12 protein-coding genes are annotated in these 19718 nt (G+C 63.3%); 4 read left to right on the top strand and 8 right to left on the bottom strand.

Features of this window, described 5'->3' with window-relative positions; all coding sequences use genetic code 11:
* The first annotated feature begins 8 nt into the window (after positions 1-8).
* A complete protein-coding gene (locus NKJ57_RS09160) occupies positions 9-362 on the top strand; it encodes a hypothetical protein (RefSeq protein WP_023724873.1) in 354 nt (117 codons plus the stop codon).
* Positions 363-370: 8 nt separating this feature from the next.
* On the opposite strand, the gene NKJ57_RS09155 is transcribed toward NKJ57_RS09160, so the two are convergent.
* Positions 371-1057 (bottom strand): D-lyxose/D-mannose family sugar isomerase, encoded by a 687-nt coding sequence (locus tag NKJ57_RS09155; RefSeq protein WP_352510758.1) that lies wholly within the window; start codon positions 1055-1057, stop codon positions 371-373.
* 150 nt (positions 1058-1207) lie between these two features.
* Between NKJ57_RS09155 and NKJ57_RS09150 the strand changes: the two genes are divergently transcribed.
* The 3 genes from NKJ57_RS09150 to NKJ57_RS09140 all read left to right on the top strand — a co-directional run bounded on the left by NKJ57_RS09150 (position 1208) and on the right by NKJ57_RS09140 (position 2929).
* Complete coding sequence (locus tag NKJ57_RS09150; protein WP_352510759.1) at positions 1208-2266, top strand: D-TA family PLP-dependent enzyme; 1059 nt, start codon at positions 1208-1210, stop codon at positions 2264-2266.
* A 104-nt stretch (positions 2267-2370) separates the two neighbouring features.
* A complete protein-coding gene (locus NKJ57_RS09145; protein ID WP_502904793.1) occupies positions 2371-2640 on the top strand; it encodes a type II toxin-antitoxin system RelE/ParE family toxin in 270 nt (89 codons plus the stop codon).
* A complete protein-coding gene (locus NKJ57_RS09140) occupies positions 2633-2929 on the top strand; it encodes an addiction module antidote protein (protein ID WP_023672893.1) in 297 nt (98 codons plus the stop codon). Before NKJ57_RS09145 ends, NKJ57_RS09140 begins: the two co-directional genes overlap by 8 nt.
* Before the next feature lie 47 nt (positions 2930-2976).
* On the opposite strand, the gene NKJ57_RS09135 is transcribed toward NKJ57_RS09140, so the two are convergent.
* The 7 genes from NKJ57_RS09135 to hutU all read right to left on the bottom strand — a co-directional run bounded on the left by NKJ57_RS09135 (position 2977) and on the right by hutU (position 19710).
* A complete protein-coding gene (locus tag NKJ57_RS09135) occupies positions 2977-4608 on the bottom strand; it encodes a tetratricopeptide repeat-containing sulfotransferase family protein (protein ID WP_352510760.1) in 1632 nt (543 codons plus the stop codon).
* 35 nt (positions 4609-4643) lie between these two features.
* Entirely contained in the window at positions 4644-5315 is a 672-nt protein-coding gene (locus NKJ57_RS09130; protein ID WP_352510761.1) for an outer membrane protein, read from the bottom strand.
* Between the two features lie 191 nt (positions 5316-5506).
* A complete protein-coding gene (locus tag NKJ57_RS09125) occupies positions 5507-6268 on the bottom strand; it encodes a heme ABC transporter permease (protein ID WP_023715243.1) in 762 nt (253 codons plus the stop codon).
* Positions 6269-6439: 171 nt separating this feature from the next.
* The gene (locus NKJ57_RS09120; protein WP_023672897.1) at positions 6440-8212 is read right to left on the bottom strand and encodes a glucan ABC transporter ATP-binding protein/ permease; all 1773 of its coding nucleotides are present in this window, start codon (positions 8210-8212) and stop codon (positions 6440-6442) included.
* A gap of 343 nt (positions 8213-8555) precedes the next feature.
* A complete protein-coding gene (locus tag NKJ57_RS09115; protein ID WP_352510762.1) occupies positions 8556-17135 on the bottom strand; it encodes a glycoside hydrolase family 94 protein in 8580 nt (2859 codons plus the stop codon).
* A gap of 313 nt (positions 17136-17448) precedes the next feature.
* Positions 17449-18027 (bottom strand): HutD/Ves family protein, encoded by a 579-nt coding sequence (locus NKJ57_RS09110; RefSeq protein WP_023715241.1) that lies wholly within the window; start codon positions 18025-18027, stop codon positions 17449-17451.
* Between the two features lie 12 nt (positions 18028-18039).
* Positions 18040-19710: a urocanate hydratase gene (gene hutU / locus NKJ57_RS09105; protein ID WP_352510763.1), complete on the bottom strand. Its 1671-nt coding sequence runs from the start codon at positions 19708-19710 to the stop codon at positions 18040-18042.
* Between the last annotated feature and the right edge of the window lie 8 nt (positions 19711-19718).

The raw sequence follows: 19718 nt of genomic DNA, 5'->3' as shown, positions 1-19718 counted from the left end.
AGTTCGGGATGCCGGCTCAAGTTAGCGAAGCGGAAAAAGCCAGAATAGAACGCGCCATTCAGGCGGCAGTCTCCGGATCCTGGAAGGAATTTGCAGAACTCACCGACGAACCGTTTCTAAACGATGCATCGATGAGGAAGCAATTCGGAGATTCTTCTTCCCGACTTCAGCAAGCCGATGGAAATTGGGAAATGACGTCAGGCATAGGTATCGTGCCTGACGGCAGCGCGCGCCTGATCACAGTCTTGAGCAAGGCGCCGCCCACGGTGGATATTGTCCTGACGCTGCACAGCACGAGCGATCGGGATGACAGCACGATCAGCATCTGGACGTTCTTTCAGCAGCTGAATTGGGGCGATTAGGCCCTCGCCTACCCCACCCACTTCTCATAGTCGGACACCAGCAGGTGCACCGGCGCGACATCCTCGTCGATGTTGGAGAAGCGGCCGATCGGCTCGCGGAAGACGTTGTCGGTGAGATCGTCATTGACGGTCGAGACCTCACCGATCAGCACATCCTTGCCCTCGGCCCAGAAGGCGTGCCAGACGCCGGGCAGCAGCGTCACGCTCTGGCCCGGGTCGAGCTTCAGGAGCCCGCCTGCCGGCAACCTGTGGATGGTGCCGTCGACCGGCACCGTCACTTCGGCCTTCGGATCGATGCCGCCGTCGCGATCGTGCATGAACAGTTCCAGCACGAGCTTGCCGCCGCCGCGGTTGATGATGTCCTCGGCCTTGATGTTGTGGCGGTGCATCGGCGACAGCTGATCTTTGCGCGAGATCATGATCTTCTCGGCATAAAGCATGCCCATGCCCTTCTTCATGTCGGCATAGACGCCGTTGCGAACGGTGAACAGGAACAGGCCGAGTTCGTCGAATTTTTCCTGGCCGTAATCGGTGATGTCCCAACCGAGCCGCGAGGTGAAAATGGCGGCGGAGTCGGCCTTGCGCTCCTTCATCTCTTCCGGGCTCCAGTAGGCGAAGGGCGGCATGATGTAGCCGAACGAGCGGATGAAGGCGTCTGCATCGCGGATGATGTCGTTGACGGTGGAGCGTTTCATGATCGTGATCCCTTCGCGTCGCGTTCCCTGGAGTTATCTGAAGCGCATAGCCGAACAGCGCTGCGGTGTCGACGCAAACTGCGTGCTGGCCCCATGACATCCGTGCGGATCGGGGCCATAAGTCAGCCAGATTTCCCAGGGTGATATTTCATGCAAGGCATAGACGACCTCGACACGCCGGCGATCCTCATCGACGCAGCCCGCGCCGAAGCCAACATCGCACGAGCGCAGGCGCATGCCGACCGCCACGGGCTGAAACTCAGGCCGCACATCAAGACGCACAAGCTGCCTTATTGGGCGAAGAAGCAGGTGGCGGCCGGCGCGGTCGGCATCACCTGCCAGAAGATCGGCGAAGCCGAGGTGATGGCCGATGCCGGGCTGACCGATATTTTCCTGCCCTACAACATCCTTGGCCGCGCCAAGCTGGAGCGGCTCAAGGCCCTGCATGGCCGTGTGACACTGTCAGTGACGGCCGACAGCCTCGAAACGCTGGAGGGGCTCGCCGCCACCTTCACCGATGCAGGGCACCCCCTGCCCGTCCTGGTCGAATGCGACACCGGCATGGGCCGTTGTGGTGTGCAAAGCGCCGCCGAGGCGCTGGCAATGGCGAAGTTGATCGACCAAGCCAAGGGGCTCACCTTCGGCGGGCTGATGACCTACCCCGCGGCCGGCCGCGCCGCCGAGGCTGAATCGTGGCTGGCCGGCGCCAAACAAACGCTCGCGGCCTCGGGTCTCGCCTGTGAACGCATCTCCAGCGGCGGCACGCCTGACATGTGGCGCTCGGGCGAGGACAGCGTGGTGACCGAATACCGCCCCGGCACCTACATCTACCTCGACCGCTACCAGGTCGCCAAAGGCGTCGGCACGCTCGACGATTGTGCGCTGACGGTGCTCGCCACCGTGGTCAGCCATCCGACGCCGGCCCGCGCCATCCTGGACAGCGGCAGCAAGGCGCTGTCCAGCGACACGCTGGGGCTCGCCGATTTTGGCGAGCTGCTCGGCATGCCCGGCGCCCGCGTCGCCAGCTTGAGCGAGGAACATGGCACGGTCACGCTTGGAAATGGTGCGAAGCTTCGCATTGGCGAGCGCGTGCGCGTGGTGCCTGATCATTGCTGCGTCGTGACCAACCTGTTCGACCAGGTGCATCTGATCGACGGTGACAAGGTGCTGGAAACGCTGAAGGTGGAAGCGCGTGGGCGGATGGGGTGAGGCTTTTCGTTTTGGAGGCTCGCCCTATTTCGACATTGACGAATTGTAATTTATAACTTACTAGTCCTCATGGCAATCCTGAAGCAGACAGCCACCTTTCGGAGGTGGCACCAAAAGCTGAAAGACGGAAGAGCCAAGGCGGCAATTGCCGTTCGGCTGCACGTTTGATTGTAGGAAATCCCGGCGACGTGGCCCCAGTGGGTGAATGCATCAGTGAATTGCGCATTCACTATGGGCCCGGCTATCGCGTTTATTTTCACAAGCGCGGTGAAACGGTCATCCTGCTCCTGTGCGGCGGGGATAAAAGTTCACAAGAAACCGACATACGGACAGCAAAGCGCCTGGCCGTAGAATGGAGTGACGACAATGGTTGAAAAAATCTATGATTTCGATCCCGCCGAAATGCTCGATTCCGATACGGCAATCGAGGCGTTTCTGGCAGAGGCAATGGAAACCGGAGACGCCAAATTCGTCGCGTCCGCCCTCGGTGTCGTTGCCCGCGCCAAGGGGATGAGCAACATTGCCAGAAAGACCGGCTTGGCTCGCGAGCATCTTTATACCTCGCTCAGCGAAAACGGTAATCCTACGCTGGAAACCACACTGGCGGTCATGAAAGCATTCGGCTTTCATTTGGCCCCAAAGCACGATGCAACTCAGGTCTAATCTACGCCAGCGCGCGTCGAGCGCGAGGTTGTTCGGGCCAACTGAAATCAGGACTGATAAACCGGACCCAGCGCCGCCTTCAGCGGATCCAGCGCGTCGCCATACAGCTTCCAGCGCTCGACCGAGGATGAATAGATCGGCTGGCGCACCTGCCAGCGGCTCGGCGTCCGCACTGTGCGCTCGGTCTCGTTGAAACGCAGGCAGGCATCGTCCCACTCGATGCCGAGGAATCCGATCAATCCGCGGGCGCGATTTTCGAAATCGGCGACCGTTTCTTCGTAGGGCATGTCGTGGATATCCAGCGGGATGACCTTGGCCCAATGGCGCATCAGGCGGTCATACTGCCGGTAATACTGCCCAAGCTTGGTCAGATCGGCATTATAGCCGTGCGCCTCGGAAAAATTATGCATGAAACAGGACGCGCAATTGTCCATCGGGTCACGCCGGCAATGGATGATGCGGGCATTCGGCAAGATCAGGCTGATGAAGGCCAGCAGCTCGAAATTATGCGGCATCTTGTCGACGACAAGCCGCACCGTGTTGTTGCGCTTTTTGAGATCGTCGAGATATTTCGATCCAAGCTCCTTGGCCTTGGCTGCAGTGAGCGCCGCCATGGCCTTGGTGAAAATGGCTGGGTCGAGCTTGTCGAACCCAAGTTCGCCGGCAAGTGAACGAATGGTCGACAACTCCCCGGCGCCATGGATATCGCGATGACTGGCGCATATCTGCTCGGTCAGCGTCGTTCCCGACCGTGGCATGCCGACGATGAAGACCGGGCGTCTGGATGGATTTCCCAAATTGGCTCGCGCCTCGAAGAAGCCGGCGTCGAAAGTGTCGATGAAGCTGTCGTAAAGCTGGGTGTGCCGGTCGATGTCGAAATCATTGCCGGAAATCGCCTTGGCCCTCGCGAAATGGCGGATGGCCGGGCTATACTCGCGCTGATCGTTGAGCATCTTGCCGGCGGCGTGGTGCAGCACTACCCGCTCGCGATCGGTGGTTGTCGGCAATTCCAGGCGTTTCAGCACCAAAGGCAACGTCGGATCGTCCTTGACCGCCCGGCGCGCAAGCGCCATTCCAGCCAGCGCCTCGACATGGCCCGGGTCGATGGCAAGGGCCTTGCTGAAGCATTCGACCGCCTCGGCCGGCCGGCCAATGTCGGTGAGCAAATCGCCCATACCGGCAAGTGCCATCACCGACTGGCCGTCGATAGCCAGCGCCTGGCGATAGAACCCTTCGGCAATGTCGCCCTCGAGCTGGCTGCGGTAGGAGCGGCCGAGATTGCACAGCGCTTCGATGAGCCCTCCGTCGAGCTCGATCGCCTTTCTCAGATGTCTGCGCGCCTTGTCGACGTTGCCGGTGACATTGTAGGCATTGCCGAGATTGTTGCGGAAGATGGCGTTGTCCGGTTCGAGCTTGACCGCCCTTTCCATATAGGCAATGGCGGCGTCATGATGCTCGGCCTCGATGGCGAGCGTGCCCATCAGGTTCAGCGCCATGGCATTTTTGGGCTGCGTGCGAAGCACCGTCTGGTAGCAGAACTCGGCCTCGCGAAAACGCTTGCGCCGTTGCAGGTCGATGCCGCGCTGCAATGTCTTTTCCGCCGGCTCACCGGCGGTCGGCAGCGAGGCTGGGATCATTACCGGCAGGCCCAGGGGTTGCCGGCGTGGCAAGAGCGGCATCCGTCAAATCCCGGTCGCGGCCTGCGACGAACCAATCAGAACTTCAGGGTTACGCCAAGCTGGAGATTGTGGGAGTACAATTTGGCGTTCTCGTATGTGCCGCCGCCATCATTGTCGTCTAGATCCACGCTTGTCACGGCCTTAAAGCGGTAACCGAAATCGAGGTCGACATTCTGCGTTACCGCGTAGGTAACACCGGCGCCCACCTGGCCGGCGAAACCCCAGCCGCCAGGCCCGTATCCAAAGGCGTGGCCATCAAAGTGAGTATCGGCGGTAACATAGGCCGCGCCGACACCGCCGCCGACATAGAGTTTGGCATCACCAAAATGCGCAACATCGGCCCAGACGTTGGCGAGAAGATAGGTGGCCGACAGATTGCCGGAAGCCGGATAGTTGCCGACGCCCGTGTAGCTGTATTCGCTTGCCTTGTAGCGCGCGTAGGACAGTTCGCCTTCGACACGAAACACATCGTTGATGCGCCGACCGACAGCGCCGCCGATTACGAACCCGCTATCAAGATCGACTGAATAGCCAGTACCATTGTAGTCCGTTTTCACATGGTTCGGGAAACTGGCGCCGCCGAAGAGCGTGACGTACCAGAGATCCTCCGCCCTCGGAACGTCGACAATCGCGTCGGCGGCGTAGGCCGAACTCCAACCAAGCACCAATGCCGTTGTCGACACACCAGCCAGTAGAAGCAGTTTCATCGTCGATTCCCTCGTGGCCTTCCAGCTACTTGCTCGCCTGGGTTGGAGCTGTCAATAAGCAGACGCAGTCAGGGCACTCTTTCAGCAATCCTCGTTGCTATACAGCAACATAGCAGCATATTCTAATTTAGACGGAGACAGGCAAAGGCTGCTGTTCGGTTGTCATTCGAGTGGCCGGAAAAGAGAACCGCCTAGTCGCGTTGCTCTGCCTGCCGCGCCGCGATGCGCCGCATGGCGATCACTCGCCGACGGCGGATTTCGGTGCGCATCGCCGTCAAATGCAGCGCGAAGAACAGCACGGTGAAGCCGAGCGCCATCACCAGCAGCGGCCATAGCAGGCTGGGATCGATCGTCGGTCCGCCGAGCCGGAACACCGAGGCCGGCTGGTGCAGCGTGTTCCACCAGTCGACCGAGAATTTGATGATCGGGATGTTGATGAAGCCGACGAGCGTGATGATGGCGGCGGCCCAGGCGGCGCGGCTGGCGTCATCCAGCGCACGCGTCAGCGCGATGATGCCGAGATACATCAGGAACAGGATGAAGACCGAGGTCAGGCGGGCGTCCCAGACCCACCAGGTGCCCCACATCGGCTTGCCCCAGATCGAGCCGGTGACCAGCGCAAGCGCGGTGAAGGTGGCGCCGATCGGGGCTGCCGACTTCAGCGCGACATCGGCCAAGGGATGGCGCCAGACCAGCGTGCCGAGCGCGGCGACGGCCATCACCGTGTAGCACATCATGGCGAGCCAGGCGAAAGGCACGTGGATATACATGATGCGCACCGTGATGCCCTGCTGGAAATCCTCAGGCGCGGCAAAGCTCATATAGAGACCGATGGCGAGCAGGATCGCGGCGATCGACGCCAGCCACGGCACCAGCCTATCGGCCAGCCCGACAAAGCGCGTGGGGTTGGCGAGGTCGGTCCAGCCGGCGAGGCGTGAGGAGGTGTCGCTCATAGGTCTAGATAGACCGGCGGCGCGTTCGGGGCAATCGAGGGAGTGTCGCAGTCTTATTTACCCTCCCCCTCGTGGGGAGGGTCGCTGCGAAGCAGCGGGGTGGGTGGTGGGACACTACCCCCACCCGGACCCTACGGGTCCGACCTCCCCACAAGGGGGAGGTAAAAAAGCTTACGCCGCTTCGATATTCACGGTGCGGCTGAGGCGGCGGACTTCCTCGTCGTTGAGCAGGCCGCCGGCGCGCAGCAGGCTGGCGAAACGGCCATTGCGCAGCGACAGTTCGGCGAAGCCGCCCATCTCGACCACCTTGCCCTTGTCCATGAACACGACCAGGTCGGCGTCGCGGACGGTGGTCAGGCGGTGGGCGATGATGAAGGTGGTGCGGTTGCGCCTCAGTTCGTCGATGGCTTCCTTGACGCGGTCCTCGGTCTCGACATCGAGCGCGCTGGTCGCCTCGTCGAGCACCAGGATCGGTGCGTCCTTGAGCACGGCGCGAGCAATGGCGATGCGCTGACGCTCGCCGCCCGAAAGCTGGCCGCCGCGCTCGCCGACGACGGTGTCGTAACCGGCGCTCTTGGCCAGGATGAAATCCTGCGCGGCAGCCGCATTGGCCGCGGCGTGAACCTCGTCATAAGTCGCCTCGGCACGACCGACGCGGATGTTGTCCTCGATCGAGCGGTTGAGCAGGCCGGCATCCTGGAAGACGGTGGCGATCGAATGACGCAGCGACTTGCGGGTCACCGTGCGGGTGTCGATGCCGTCGATCAGGATACGGCCATGAGACGGCGAGAAGACGCGCTGCAAGAGGTTGATCAGCGTCGTCTTGCCGGCGCCTGTCGGGCCGACGATGGCAACCGTCTGCCCGGCCTGGACCTCGAAGGAAACGTCGTCGACGCCCTGCCTCGAATTGGCAAACTCGAAGCCGACATTCTCGAAGCGGACATGGCCGGTGACGTTGGTGAGGTCGCGCAAGCCGTCCGGCTCGGCGGAGTCGGCGGCCGAATCCTCGAGGTGATAGAAGTCCTCGAGCTTGGCGCGGGCTTCGGAAATCTGGTTGGCGAAAGCCGACATCTGGTCGAGGCGGGCAATCAGCAGCGTGGCAAAGCCGGTGAAGGCGATGACGTCGCCGATCTTGAGCTGGCCATGGGTGACCAGATAGGCGCCGATCAAAAGCACAACCATCATCGAAATGGTCGACGACAGGCGGTGCAACGCATTGGCCATCGCCCACCAGTCGAGCACCGGGTTCTGCGCGTCGAGCAGGTTCTTGACATAGCGGCGCAGCGTATCGGCCTCGTGGCCGAGACGGTTGTAGCTCTGCAGCACGGCCACATTGCTGACCGAGTCGGTCACATGCGCGAACACCTGATGGTAGTGGCGCTCCACGGCGGCCTGGCCCGCCTTGGTGCGCTTCATCACAAGCCGGCCGATGCCGACATAGAGAACGCCCAGCGCCATCAGTACCAGCGACATGCGCAGATCCATGCTTATCGCGGTCGGGATCAGCAGAGCCAGCGCAACCGCCGTCGACAGATGCTGGCGCATGAATTCAAGCCACAGGCTGAACAGCGTCTCGACGGCGCGCAGCAGCGTGTGCAGCGCGTTGGAGGTGCCGCGCTGGTGGTGCCATGCGAGCGGCATGGTGATCACGCGCTCGAACGACTGGCACAGCACCTCGCTGCGACGCTTGTGGGCAAAACGGTCGGCGCCGCGCGCCACCAGCACGAAGGCGACGATGTTAAAGGCGCCGAGACCGGCCCACAGCGCGAGCGTCGAAAACACCGAACCCTTATCGGAGATGGCGTCGATCACCCGGCCGAACATGATCGGCTCGAGGATGGCGATAATGGCGAGCGCGACATTCGCACCGCAGATAAACGCAACGCGCTTCCTGTCGGCTGCGAGATAACCCAGCGCTCTCCAGTAGATTTGCAGAAGTGACACTTCAGCTACTCCGCCAAAAACATTATTGTGCACCGCACCATTTCTTGACACGTACCGGTTAACGGGTCGCAAAACAATGCCCGTCTACCTCTTCCGTTCCCATTCTGCGAACAAAAGATGACGACGTTGCGAAATCTGCCGTGATCACCTAACGGTTTGAGATAAAAGGTGAAATGTCAGTCTTGCGGCAAAATCATGGCAGCAGCTGGCCCTGCCACATTTTTAGTCACTGCACGCTTGGACCGCCGTTATCGGGAAGGCACGCCGTTCTGCGCCAGGAGCATGCCGAAGTAGAAAACGCGCGCCTCGAAAGGCGCGCGTCAATAACCTGAAGCCTTTGATTTTACGAGGGTATCTTGACGACCACCTCGGTCTTGTCGCCGGCTTTCGGCTGAAAACCGGAAGATTTTGTCTTGGTTCCATTGACTTCGAGCGAGATGGATTTGGCCTTTTTGTCGCGGATGACGCGAACCTTGATCTCCGACCCCAGCATCTTCAGCGTGGCAGAATAGCCGTCCCAATGGCTGGGCAGTTTCGGCCGGAACGTGATCTGCTTGCCCCGCCGCTCAATGCCCAGAATGCCTTCGACCGCAGCACGGTAGAGCCATCCCGCTGAGCCCGTATACCAGGTCCAGCCGCCGCGACCGCCCTTGTCCTCACCGGAATAGATGTCGGCGGCGACGACGTACGGCTCGACGCGATAATGCTCGGCCGATGCATCGTCGAGCGCATGGTTGACCGGGTTCAGCATCGAGAAGCAGCGATAGGCATCGTCGGTGCGGCCCATTTCGGCGAGCGCGATCACGAACCAGGTCGCCGCATGGGTGTACTGGCCGCCGTTCTCGCGCACGCCCGGCGGATAACTCTTGATGTAACCAGGGTCCTTTCTCGTGTTCTGGAAGGCCGGGGTAAACAGTTTGACGATCTTGAGCTTGTCGTCGACCAGCAGGTTCGTCGCCTGCTGCATCGCCGTGGTCGAGCGCGCGGGGTCGCCCTCGCCGGAGAGCACGCTCCACGACTGCGCGATGGAGTCGATCTTGCACTCGTCCGAATTGTGCGAGCCAAGCGGCGTGCCGTCATCGTAGCTGCCGCGGCGATACCACTGGCCGTCCCAGGCGGTGCTTTCCAGCGCCCGCTTCAGCACATCGGCGTGTTTTGTCCAGGCCTGCGCCCGCTTGGTGTCGCCCTGCCCCTTGGCCACGGTGGTAAAGTCGCCCAGCGTCTTCAAAAGGAACCAGCCGAGCCAGACACTCTCCCCCTTGCCGGCTTCGCCGACGCGGTTCATGCCGTCGTTCCAGTCGCCGCCGAGGATCAGCGGCAGCCCGGCCGGGCTGCTGCGCTTGACCGCAAGGTCGAGCGCGCGCGCGCAATGGTCGTAAAGCGAAGCGCTCGTCTTGGAGATTTCCGGCGTGAAGAAGGCGTCGTGCTCGCCCTCGCCCAACACCTGCCCGTCGATGAAAGGCAGCTGCTCCTTCAGGATCCCTGTATCGCCGGTCACCTCGATGTAGCGATTGGTGGCATGCGCCAGCCAGACCACATCGTCGGAGATCATAGTGCGCACGCCGGCGTCGGTGCGCGGCAACCACCAATGCTGGACGTCGCCTTCGGGGAACTGCCGGCGCGCCGCATTGAGGATCTGGTTGCGCGCCAGTTTCGGATCATGCGCAAGCAGGGCCAGCGTGTCCTGTAGCTGGTCGCGGAAGCCGAAGGCGCCGCTTGCCTGATAAAAGGCCGAGCGGGCGCGGATGCGGCAGGCCAGGCTCTGATAGGGCAGCCAGTGATTGACCATGGCGTCGAGCGCCTTGTCGGGCGTCTCGACCTGGATGGTGTCGAGGAAGCCGCGCCAGACGCGTTCATTATCGGCCAGCCGCTGGTCGAAATCCTTGCCCGAATGGGTCTGCACCAACGCGCTCGCTTCGGCTGATGTAGCGGCGTCGCCAAGCAGCCAGACCAGCGTGACGTCGCCGCCGGCAGGGATGTCGATGTCGCTGGCGACAGCTGCGCACGGATCGTCGCCGGCCTCGACGCGGCCCGATAGGCCGGCGCCGCTGACGACAGTGTGCGGGAAGGCGCTGGTGCCCTGCCTGCCGATGAACTCGCCACGATCGGCTGTCACCGAATGCACCGGACCGGTGGCGGCCAGGAAGGCCACCCGGTCGCCGAAATCGAGACCGTAGGGGTTTTGCGCCAGAAGCGCGCCGGTCGCTGGATCCCTGGACGGGATGATGGTCGCAGCCGTGCTCGAGCGATGGCTGCCGAGAACCCATTCGGCATAGGCATAGATGCGCAGCCGCGCCGGCGCCGAGCCCGAGTTCTGGATGCGCAGCCGCGTGATCTTCACTGGATCGACGGGATCGACGACGTGCGTCAGATCCATTGACAGCGGGCCGCGTTTGGATCGGAAGGTCGAGAAGCCCTGGCCGTGCCATGTCTCATAGGTCATCGAGGGATCGCGGACCACGGCAGCCAGCGGCGAGAATGCCTTGCCGCTGGCCTGATCGTAGATGTAGATGCCCTCGCCCGGCCGGTTGGTGACCGGATCGTTCGACCATGGCGTCAGTTGGTAATCGCGGCTGTTGCGGCTCCAGGTGAAGGCAGCGCCTTCGGCCGAGACATGGAATCCGAACGAGGCGTTCGAGACGACGTTGATCCAGGGCTGCGGAGTCGTGCGCCGGCCGGTGAGACGCGTGACATAGTGACGGCCATCGCCTTCGAAACCGCCGAAGCCGTTCCACTGGCTGAGGCCGCTGCCGTCGGCGCTGCTGTCGGACGCGGCATGGTATGCAGGCGCCGCCGGCACCGGCAGAGACGGCTCGCGCAGTGACGCGGGGGCCGCCGGCTGCAGGCCATCGCGTGCTTGCAAGGCTGCCGCCTCGGCGCGTTCGATCTGGTCGAAGATGGTGCCGTTGCGCGTGTGCAGAACCACGCGGGCAACCGCCAGCAGCGTCTTGTACGTCGCCTCGTCCATCAGGTCGCGGCGCACGGCGAAGATGTGCTGGCGCGGCCCGAGTTCCTTGCCGCGCAGGCGGCTGTTTTCGCACAGCGTTTCGACCGCGCGCTGCAGGTCCTGGACATAGGACGATGCCTGCTCGTTGACGACCACGAAGTCGATCATCATGCCGCGGGCGCGCATATACTCCTGGAAGCGCAGCGCCTGGGCGACAATTTCGAGGTCGGCCACGTCGCCGATGCGGACCAGGAAGATCGGGAAATCGCCCGAAATGCTGGTCGGCCACAGGCTGGACTGCTTGCCCAGCCCCGAAGCGATGGATTCGCCGGGCAGGCGCAGGAACGGATCGGGATAGATCAGGAAGCGCGCCAGCTTCTGCACGTTGGCGGCGTCGGTCAGGCTGAGACCAAGATGGCGGGTCTGCACCTGCGAACGCGTCCAGGCAAGCATCGCCTGGCGAGCAAAACTTTCGGGATGGTCGAGCCTGGCGATGGCCTCGTCCAGTTCGGCGCGGTTGGCGCCGACGGCGGTCCAGAAGGTCAGCGATATCTTCTTGTTGGCCGGCACCCGCACCTGGCGGCGCAGGGCCGCTACCGGATCGAGGGTGAAGCCGTGGTGACCGCCAAGCTTGGCGCCGGGATCGAAGGCCGCCGCTTCCGCGATGGTACGGCCACGGCCGATGAAGGCACGGCGGTCGGTTTCGGCCTCGGCATCGCGCGCCGACCCGGACGGATCGGTGACGAAATGCACCATGGTGACGTCAGGCTCGTTCTTCTCGCGCTTGCGCCTGGTGGCAAAGATGGCGCCGTTATTGGCAGCGATCTCGGTCTCGATAAACATTTTCGAGAACGCAGGATGGGCATTGTCGGAGGCTTCGTTGCCCAGCACCAGCTCGGCAAAGGAGGTCACCTCGATATGCCGGTCAGTGGCGCCGTCGTTGTAGAGCGTGACGCGCCGTCCCTCGCCATTGCCTTCCGAGATGACGATGCATTCGACCTCCGAACGAAGCGAGCCCACTGTTTTGACGAAGCTCGCCTTGTCGTCGGAAAACAGCGTCTGCACTCTCTCGCCGGTCGCCTGCTTCGGCTCCGCGGTGGCCGACCACCAGTCGCCGCTGCCGGCGTCGCGCAGGAAGATGTAGGAGCCGAGCCGGTCTTCGGTCGGGTCGGGCTGCCAACGGGTGACGGCGAGTTCGCCCCAGCGGCTGTAACCGGAACCGGTGGCCGAGACCATGACGGAGTAGCGGCCATTGGACATGACGCTGGTGGCGCGCAACGCCCTCAGCGGGTCGAGGACGATGCGCGAATCCGGGCTCTCGACCTCGGTCTCGTCCTTCGAGCGCTCGTCGGCTTCGGTCCTGACCGTGGCGGTCGGGATGTCGCGCGGCGCCCTCTCCTGCAGCAGGAGTTCGGCAGACTCGATCACCGGATCGCTGTGGAAGCGGTCGCGCAGCCGGCCCTCGAAGATGGCGTCGGCAACGGCGGCGATCGACATGCCGGAGTGATGCGCCATGTAGTTCAGGACAACAGCGTGGTCGGTGCCTTCCGGCACGCGCTGCGGCGTGAAGTCGACGGCGTCGTAAAAGCCATGCCGGCCGAGAGCGCCGATGGAGCGCAGCCTAGCCAGATTCTGGACGGATTCGCGCGGTGTGAACTGCGCCGCGAGGATCGTGGCGTAAGGGGCGATCACCGTGTTCTGGCCAAGGCCGCGCTTGAGGCCAAGTCCGGGCACGCCGAAATTGGTATACTGGTAGGTCAGTTCGCGGTCGCGGGCATTGTAGGCCGCTTCCGAAATGCCCCAGGGCACGTTCTTCGAACGCGCGTACTGGATCTGACGCTTGATGATCAGCTTGCTGGTCTGGTTGAGGATCGAGCCTTGCGGTTCCTTCATCACCAGTGGCGGCATCAGATACTCGAACATCGAGCCCGACCAGGACATCAGCGCACCCTGGAAGCCGATCTCGACGATCGGCCTTCCAAGCCGGAACCAATGCTCCGTCGGCAGGTCACCCTTGGCGATGGCGAACAGGCTGGTCAGCCGCGCCTCGGAGGCGAGCAGATCGTAGCAGCTCTCATCGAGCTGGTGCTCCTCGACCCGGTAGCCGATCGAGAGCAGTTTGCGCTCCTGACGCATCAGGAAAGAGAAATCCATCTCGAAGGCATAGCGGCGGCAGCGTTCGCGCAGCGCCAGCAGCTTGGCGCGCAAGGCTTCGACGGCGTTTTCGTCGCTGTGCGAGTCATGCACATGCGCCTCGCAGGTCGCTTCCAGCCGTGCCGCCCAGTCGGCGATAATGTCGCTGCGCTGCGATCCGGCCTCGGTGTGGATGGCGGTGGCGAGCTTGCGGATCTCGCCGGCAAGCACGGCCAGGTTAATGGTGCGGATCGAGGCCATCTCCGGCTGCGCCTTGATGGTCATGACGGCGCGCCGCATGCCATCGAGGCGATCGGCCAGACGCTGGCGCAACGGCCGCAGTTGCCGGCGGTCGTCAGGCAATTCCTCGAGGCTCTCGTCGAGGATACTCACCGTGTCGAGGACGCCTTCGAAATCGCCCTGCAGGTGAACGGACGGGGCTTCCGCCCACTCGGCACAGGCCGCCGCCACCGCGACCAGATGTCCGGCCAGATTGCCGCTGTCGACGGCCGAGATGTAGAGCGGATAGAGCGGCTTGAGCGTCGTGGTGTCGTACCAGTTGAAGAGGTGGCCGCGGTTGCGCGGCATGCTCTCGATGGTCGTCATCGTGGCGTCGATGCGAGTGATGGCGTCGGAGAGCGCAATCCAGCCGAAATCGCGTGCCGACACCACCGACAGCAGGTAGACGCCGATATTGGTCGGCGACGTCCGCGGCGCCACAACCGGCGCCGGGCTTTCCTGGAAATTGTCGGGCGGCAGATTGTGGTGCTCGGCCGTGACGAAGGTTTCGAAATAATGCCAGGTGCGGCGCGCCACGGTGCGCAGCGCGTGGATGTCGGCTTGCGATATGCGCAGGCGGTCCTCGGTCTCGGCCGAGCGGCTGATCCAGCAGGCAACCGCCGGCGAACCGATCCAGAACAGAGCGAAGAAGAAGGCGACGAAGGCACCGGTGGAATCGGCCAGCACGGGGATAGCGAGACCGACGACGCCGATGATCACGGCGCCATACATCATGCTGTAATAGGAGCCGATATCGTTGTCGCCGCCCTTGTGCGCCTGCGACGCGGTGCGCCATTCCAGCAGGTTCTGGCGGCTGACGAACAGGCGGTAGAGCGTGCGCACGATGGCGTCGCCCATCATCCAGGCATTGTGCGCCATCAACAGCACTTTCAGCGCCACAAGGGCCGTGCCGAAGACGGTGTCGTGCGCCAGTGCGGAGAAATGGCCGCGCGGCGTCTGGTCGCCGCTCTTGGGCAGGATGGCGTTGACGACATCGAAGGTCGGCGCCATGAACAGCGACAGGATCAGCAGCGCCTGCCACTGCGCGGCCTGCGTGAAGGGCAGCAGCGTCCAGCCGGCGATCGCCGCCATCACCCAGAAGATCGGGGTCAGCGAGCGGCGCAGATTGTCGACCATCTTCCAGCGCGACAGCGCCGGCACGCCGGAACGCGGCGAGAAGATGAAGCGCAGCAGCTGCCAGTCGCCGCGCGCCCAGCGGTGGTGGCGCGAGGCGTCGACCGAGTAGCGGGTAGGATAGTCCTCGACCAGTTCGACGTCGGTGACAAGTGCTGCGCGCGCCAGCGCACCTTCGAGCAGATCGTGGCTGAGGACGGTGTTTTCCTCGATGCGGCCCTGCAGCGCCGCCTCGAAAGCGTCGACGTGATAAAGGCCCTTGCCGGTGAAGGAGCCGTCGCTGAAGACGTCCTGGTAGAGATCCGAGACGGCAAAGACGTAAGGATCGAGACCGCTGTTGGACGAGAAGACGCGCTGGAAGAAAGAAGCGTCGTCGCCGCTGGTGAGCGAGGCTGTGATGCGCGGCTGCAGAATGGTGTAGCCGGCGGTAACGACGCGCTTTGTCGCGTCAAAATGCGGGCGGTTGAGCGGATGGGCGAGCTTGCCGACCAGTGACGACACGGCGTCGCGCGTGGTGCGCGTGTCGGCGTCGAGCGTCATGACATAGACGACCTTTTCCGGCAGCGGCACGTCGAGCGGCAGGAAGGTGGTGTCGCTGTCGCCGCGCAAGAGAAGGTTCAGCTCATGCAGCTTGCCGCGCTTGCGCTCCCAGCCCATCCAGGCGCCCTGCGCCTGGTTGTAGAGCCGGCGGCGATGCAGGATATAGAAACGCGGCGCGCCTTCCGAGGGATAACGGGCATTGAGCCTGGCGATCTCGTCGCTCGCATATTGCAGGATCTCGATGTCGGCGGCGTCGATCTCGGTCTTGGAATCCGGCCAGTCGGACAGCAGCGCGAAATGGATTTCTTCGGCCGTGTTGGCGAGGTGATGCACCTCGATGTTGCGGATGTTTTCCTCGACATCATCGCGCGAGCCGATCAGCGACGGCACCACGACCAAGGTGCGTGATGCCGCCGGAATGCCGTGCTTGTAGTCATAGCCGACGAGCCGCGTCGGCTTCAGGAACAGTGAAACAACGGTGTTGAAGAAGGCGAGCGCGCCTTCGCTGGCAGGCACCGCAAACAGCGCCAGCATCAGCGTGATGGATTCCACCGACAGGCCGAGATGGGCAAGCGCATTGCCGGAGACAACCAGCAGTAGCACCGTCAGCAGGAAGACCGGCACAACGATGCCGAGCCAGCCCGTGGCGGTGAAGGCGCGCTTGAAGGTCACATGGAAGGGCGGCCGATAGCCGATCGCCTTTTCCAGATCCGGCCGGCGCGGGCCGACCAGGAAGAAGCCGACATCGGTATGCATGGCCGGATCGGCTGATGCATCCGGCACGCCGGAGGCATCGGTGACCCCGGGAACATGGCTGGCCAGCTCGATGGCCTTTTCGGCGACACGGAATTCGGACAGGTCGGAGCGCCGCGCCAGTTGCTCGATCGACGTGCGGTACTGGTCGCGCGAAAAGAAATCGAGCGCGGCGAAATCGGTGCGCTCGCGCAACAGCGTGTCGATGCGGCTGACGCCCTCGAACCACACCGTCCAGTCGACGTCGTTGATGAGGCGCAGGCCGCGGATGATGTTGCCGGTGGTGACATTGCCGCTGGACAGCGTGCGATGCTCGGAAATGATGATTTCCTCGGCGTCGGAGCCGGTTTTCTCGAGCTCGACCTCCAGCCATTCCAGCGCCCTGCCGGCATTCTGCGAGCCGTCGCGCAGGCGGTAGAGCAACTGGGTGGCGAAGGTGGTGTCCTGCGCATGCGCGCCGTAGCCCGACAGGATCTTCCGGCGGTCTGCATTGTCGTCGGTCGCCAGCACGCGGTCGGCGACCTCGTTGGCGATATGGCGCATCTGCCTGGTGCGGTCGACGCGCACGGCGATGCGGCGCAGATTCTCGATCAAAACGAAGCGCAGCAGCGACGGCAGCGCCCACAATTCGCCGATCTTGAGCGGCTCGACCGACTGAAAACCCTCGACGATGGATTTGAACATGGTCGCCGAAACCGAACTGTCGGAATGGGCGACATAGCTCCAGGCCAGGGCCAGCGCGCGCGGCACCGCGGCGCGGTTGGCCACTTCCAGGGTCGGCAACTGCCGGTAGAAACGACGCGGCAGGTCGCGCTTCACCTGAAAAATGGTCTCCTCGACGAGATAATTGTTGTCGAGCAGCCATTGCGCGGCAGGCGTGATGGTTTCGCCCTTGGCCTGGGCGGCATTGGTCGAGCGGTAGACTTCGAGGATTTTCTTGGCGCTGTCGCGGATGCGGGCCTGGAAATCGAACTGCGTCAGGCCGAACAGGTCCTTGATGTCGCCCTTGGCGAGGCTTTCGCCCAGCGCGCGCAGCCGCTCTTCGGGCAGGAAATTGGAGCGTATCGGCTCTTCGGTGATGACCGGGAAGCCGGCGCTGGACTTTTCGATATGGGCAGGATTTGTCTGGATATTCATTGAAAATTCCGCATGGGGGACGCGATGCGGCGCCACCGCCACGGCAATGTCCCTAAAACCGATTCAAATGCAATTGGTTGCATGATTACACTGGCCGAAAGTTTTGCTTCTCACCACGCCAGAGGCGTTATCCCTTCGACATTTTAAGTGGGGCTTTCGACAACTCAAGGACGAGCACCCCTGCCCTCCCGTCCGCCTTGGAACGACGGAAGGATTCGGGCTTTTTCGTGATCCAGACAACAGCTTACGCCAGATTTCTCCGGCGTGCGATCATGTTTGGCAACAGGCGTTAATCGTTGTGCTGGCGGTGCGGCTAGCCCAGGCTGGCTATCCGGACGACGAACACGATCGTCGGCCGCACCGGTTCAAGCCGCAGCTTCGCGGCCTGCGGTCCGAGCAACAGCGTGTCGCGAGGTCCAAGGCGCGACGATGTCGCGCCGGTCACGCCGACCTCACCGTCGAACGGCAGGATCAGGGTCATAGCGCTGGTCGGCCGGGTATCGGTCGGAACCGAGATCACCAGGCGCTCGACCGTGTGCATGGCCCGCCCGCGGCGGGTCATGACGTTGAGGTCGGTGATCGGACCGGAGATCAGCGCCGCCGAGGTCGGCACATCGGCCGGGAAGGACAGCGGGGCGGAAGCCGCCGTCACTTCGGCCGGCGGCCGGCCAGCAATGTCGAGGACGATGCCCTCGCCTTCCAGCACGGCCAGCGTGCGGTCGACGCCGGCAAAGCCCGAGAACGGCCCGCTATCCTCGACTCGCGCCATCGAAACGCGCCAGTCGAAATCGTCCAGGCCGGCGCCGTCCGGCGAGACGGCGATCTCGGTGGTCGTGCCGCCGCCATTCTTCCACGGCATGACCCGGTAGTCGGCGGCCCGTAGGATGCGCATCATTTAAGCCAATCAGCCTAAAATACCGGGCAGATTGAGCTGGTGCTCCTTCGCGCACTCGATGGCGATGTCGTAGCCGGCATCGGCGTGGCGCATGACGCCTGTCGCCGGATCGTTCCACAACACGCGCTCCAGGCGCCTTGCGGCGTCCGGCGTGCCGTCGGCGACGATGACCATGCCGGCATGCTGCGAGAAGCCCATGCCGACGCCGCCGCCATGATGCAGCGACACCCAGGTCGCGCCCGACGCGGTGTTGAGCAACGCATTGAGCAGCGGCCAGTCGGAGACGGCGTCGGAGCCGTCCTTCATCGCTTCCGTCTCGCGGTTCGGCGAAGCGACCGAGCCGGAATCGAGGTGGTCGCGGCCGATGACGACGGGCGCCTTGAGTTCGCCCCTGGCCACCATCTCGTTGAAGGCGAGGCCCAGCCTGTGGCGGTCGCCGAGGCCGACCCAGCAGATGCGCGCCGGCAGGCCCTGGAAGGCGATGCGCTCACGTGCCATGTCCAGCCAGTTGTGCAGATGGGTGTTGCCAGGGGTGAGTTCGCGCACCTTGGCGTCGGTCTTGTAGATGTCCTCGGGATCGCCCGAAAGGGCGGCCCAGCGGAACGGGCCGATGCCCCGGCAGAACAGCGGCCTTATATAGGCCGGCACGAAGCCCGGGAAGGCAAAGGCGTTCTCGAAGCCTTCGTCCTTGGCGACCTGGCGGATGTTGTTGCCATAGTCGAGCGTCGGCACGCCGGCATTCCAGAAATCCACCATCGCCTCGACATGCTCGCGCATCGAGGCGCGGGCGGCCTTCTCGACAGCCTTGGGATCGGAGACGCGCTTCTCGCGCCACTCAGCCATCGTCCAGCCCTTGGGCAGATAGCCGTTGATCGGGTCATGCGCCGAGGTCTGGTCGGTGACCATGTCGGGGCGGATGCCCCGCTTGAACATTTCCGGCACGATGTCGGCCGCATTGCCGAGCAGGCCGACCGACTTCGCCTCGCCGGCATTGGTCCAGCGCTCGATCATTTCCATCGCTTCGTCGAGCGTCTCGGCCTTCTCGTCGACATAGCGGGTGCGCAGCCGGAAATCGATCGAGTCCGGATTGCATTCGATGGCCAGGCAGCAAGCGCCGGCCATGACGGCGGCAAGCGGCTGGGCGCCGCCCATGCCGCCGAGGCCGCCGGTCAGGATCCATTTGCCCCTAAGATTGCCATTGTGGTGCTGGCGTCCGGCCTCGACGAAGGTCTCATAAGTGCCCTGCACGATGCCTTGCGTGCCGATGTAGATCCAGGAGCCGGCCGTCATCTGGCCGTACATCATCAGGCCTTTTTTATCGAGCTCGTTGAATTTGTCCCAGGTCGCCCAATGCGGCACCAGGTTGGAGTTGGCGATCAGCACGCGCGGCGCATCGGTGTGCGTCCGGAAGACGCCGACCGGCTTGCCGGACTGGACCAGCAGCGTCTCGTCTTCATTGAGGGTCTTCAACGAGGCGACGATGCTGTCGAAATCGTTCCAGGTGCGCGCGGCCCGGCCGATGCCGCCATAGACGACGAGCTCATTGGGGTTTTCGGCGACATCGGGATCGAGGTTGTTCATCAGCATGCGCAGCGGCGCTTCGGTCGTCCAGTATTTGGCGTTGAGCTTGTCGCCGCGGGGCGCGCGCACTTCGCGGATGTTGTGGCGAGGATTATTCATCATTGTCC

The sequence above is a fragment of the Mesorhizobium sp. M0077 genome, from assembly GCF_040322955.1.
Lineage (GTDB): Bacteria > Pseudomonadota > Alphaproteobacteria > Rhizobiales > Rhizobiaceae > Mesorhizobium.
This window is presented reverse-complemented; position numbering and strand designations above follow the sequence as displayed.